We start from the raw sequence: 3,180 nt of genomic DNA on the forward strand, positions 1-3,180 counted from the left end.
GTCCGTGCCCACGGAAATGCTGCGCGGCTGGTCGGCGCGGACGCGCCTCCCGTTCTGGCTCATGAGCCATACGGTGGACCGCGTGCGCTGGCTGTTCGGCCGCGAGGCGACGCGTGTGTATGCCGTGTCGCGTTCAGGTGTGCTCACCGGCCTTGGGTTCGACACCCCGGACGCCTACGTCGCTACGGTCGAGTTCGAGGGTGACGCCTTCGCGTGCTTCGAGTCGTGCTGGATACTGCCCAACAGCCTGCCGTCGGTTGTGGACAACCGTATGGAGTTGATCTTCACCGGCGGCAAGCTCGAGTTTGACGCAGGCGACATGTGCCTGCACCACGCGACACCGGAGACCTACAAGCGCTCGGGCGTTCTATGGACGCAAGCCGGCGGCGAGCCGCGCGGGTTCGTCCTCGACGCGATCAGGCACTTCGTTGAATGCGTTCTCGCCGGCCGCGACCCCGAGCCATCGGCGGGGGACGGCTTGTCGGTGCTGCGCATCACCGCTGCCATCGTGCGATCGGCGCAAGAGCGGCGGGTCGTCGAGCTGGCGTGATGAGCATCAGGAGATATGAGTATGAAGCGCCGGAGCATCAGCCTGGCGGCGGTCAGCGCTCTCGTACTTGTGCTCGGTCCGCGCGTGGGACCGTCGGCCGTCTTGGAGAATGCAATGGCGTCGGCTGAACGCCGTCATCCCTTGCTCTTCGCCTCCGCCGAGGAGATCGCGCGCGCGAAGCAGCGCGCCGCGAAACACGATTGGGCGAGGGCGGTGTACGACGGCATCATCGCCGGCGCCGAGCGGGCGCTCGTCGACGCTGTCGAGGTCCCCGATAGGGGCGGGCAATGGAGCCACTACTACAGTTGCCCCAAACACGGCGTCCGGCTGAAGATGGAATCGCCGACGCGTCACGTCTGCCCCCACGGCGGCGAGGTGTACAGCGGGTGGCCGTACGACGACGTCGCCGTGACGTATACGCACCACAAGTACACCGCGGATCTCGAGAATCTTGGCCTCGCGTATGCGTTCACCGGCGATCGCCGTTACGCCGAGCGCGCGCGGGAGATACTCCTCGCTTATGCCGCGAAGTATGCGGGCTACAAGATCCACGACGTCAGGGGCGGCGAGCGCGCCTCGGGCGGCAAGCGGTTCGCGCAGACCCTCGACGAGGCGGTGAGCCTGGTGCGCGTCGCGTGGGGCTATGATCTCATCTACGAGACCCTCACGCCCGAAGACCGCGAGCGCATCGAGACGGAGTTCCTGCGCCCGAGCGTCGAAGTCATCCTGCGCAACCGCGCCGGGAAGAGCAACTGGCAGTCCTGGCACAACGCGGGCATCGCCGCGGTCGGCTTCTGCCTCGGCGACGCGGGGATGATCCGCACCGCCCTCGACGACCCCAAGCACGGCTTCCGCTATCAGATGCAGGCGAGCGTGCTCTCCGACGGGTCGTGGTATGAGGGCGCGCCGTCGTATCACTTCTACGCCCTATCGGCTCTGGCTTACACCAGCGAAGCCGCGCATCACGCCGGCATCAATCTCTACGACATTCCTGCCTACAAGTCGCTGTTCGACGGCCCGCTCGATCTGGTCTATCCCGACCTGACGTTCCCCGGGCTCAATGATGCCGACCGCTTCTCGCTCCTCGGCCAGGAGCGGTTCTACGACCTGGCATACGCGCGGTACGGCGGCGAGCGCTACGGGGCGGTAGTTGCCCGCGGCAACCGGCGTAACCTGTTTGCCCTGCTCTACGGCGCGGAGACGACCCCGGTTGATTCCGACCTCGCCGCGGGCAGCGTGGATCTCGACGGGCTCGGGTGCGCCGTTCTACGAGACGGTATCGGCGCGGACGGCCGGTACCTGCTGCTCGACTACGGGCCGCACGGCGGCGGCCACGGGCACCCGGAGAAGCTGCAAGTCCTGCTCTACGGCCTGGGCCAGGAACTCGCGCCGGATGCCGGACGGCTGGCGTACAGCGTGCCGATGCACGGTTCGTGGTATCGCCAGACCGTGGCGCACAATACGATCGTGGTGGATCAGCAGAGCCAGCAGCCGACCGACGGGCGGCTCATGCTGTTCCACACCGAAGCGGGGTTCCAAGCGGCGCGGGCTGTGTGCACCGGCGCGTACGAGGGGGTCGCGCTCGACCGCACGGTGATCGTGCTGCCCGACTACATCGTGGACGTGTATCGCGCGCACAGCGATGCCCCGCACACCTACGACTGGGTCTATCATAACATCGGGCGGGTGCGCGCGGACGTGACGACTTTCGAATGCAGGCAACCGCTGGGCAAAGATGCCGGCTACCAGCACTTGGAGCGGCTGCGTCGGGCGCAAGCGCCCGGCGCGTGGCGCGCGGCGTGGCAGGTGGAGGGCGGGCAGGTGCGCCTCGTCGCGGCGGATGGCTGCGGGCCGGCGGAACTCTTCTTCGCGGACGCGCCGGCGCAGCCGCCGACCACGCGCATGCCGCTCGTCATCTGCCGCCGCGAGGGCGAGGGCGCGGTGTTTGTCTCCGCGATCGAACTCGTACCGAGACAGGTGGCGCACTGCGTGGAGTCCATCGCTCTCAAGGGCTGGATGGGCCCGCCGGGCGCGCGAGGGCTCGCCATCGAGGTGACGACGACGGACGGCGTGGAGTCCTTCTGGATCGCCGATGACCCCGAAACAGCGGGCGCCCAGATCGTCTATGTCCCGGCGGGCGGGAAGAAGCGCGCCGCGCCGTAACGCGGGGGCACCGCGGGCTCACTCCCAGTGGTTGACGCAAACGATCTCGCTGAGCGGCTTGCGGTCATGCGTCTCGCCGAATGGATCGCCCTCGGGGTAGCCCAGTGGGGTCAGGGCGACGACTTCCCAGCGGTCGGGAACGCCGAGCAATCCTTTGACCTGGTCGTTATTGAACGATCCGATCCAGCACGTGCCCAGCCCTTCAGCGCGCGCTGCCAGGATGAAGTGATCCATGCCGATGGTGACATCCACCAGCATCGAGTACTTGCCCATCCAGTCGCCCCGGTCGAATTCGATGTCGCGTCCACATGCGGCGATCACCACCGGCGCCTGGGCGAGAAAGGCCTGACCGTGGCAGAAGGTGACGAGCTTCTCCTTGAGCTTCTCATCGGTCACCAGGATGAACTTCCACGGCTGACGGTTGCTGCCCGAGGGCGCGTTGCGCGCCGCGTCGTGGACGCGGTCGA

The 3,180-nt window shown here is 67.4% G+C and carries 3 protein-coding genes; 2 read left to right on the forward strand and 1 reads right to left on the reverse strand.

What is annotated here, in order from left to right:
- The coding region (locus tag JSV65_03690) for a gfo/Idh/MocA family oxidoreductase (GenBank protein ID UCH35463.1) at positions 1 to 550 on the forward strand (550 nt) is incomplete at its 5' end.
- Positions 551 to 571: 21 nt separating this feature from the next.
- Entirely contained in the window at positions 572 to 2,713 is a 2,142-nt protein-coding gene (locus JSV65_03695; protein UCH35464.1) for a heparinase II/III family protein, read from the forward strand.
- A gap of 18 nt (positions 2,714 to 2,731) precedes the next feature.
- Here the strand turns inward: JSV65_03695 and JSV65_03700 are convergent.
- Positions 2,732 to 3,180, reverse strand: a 449-nt coding sequence (locus JSV65_03700; GenBank protein UCH35465.1) for a nitroreductase family protein, incomplete at its 5' end; no start/stop codon positions are given.

This window comes from Armatimonadota bacterium, assembly GCA_020354555.1.
Lineage (GTDB): Bacteria > Armatimonadota > Hebobacteria.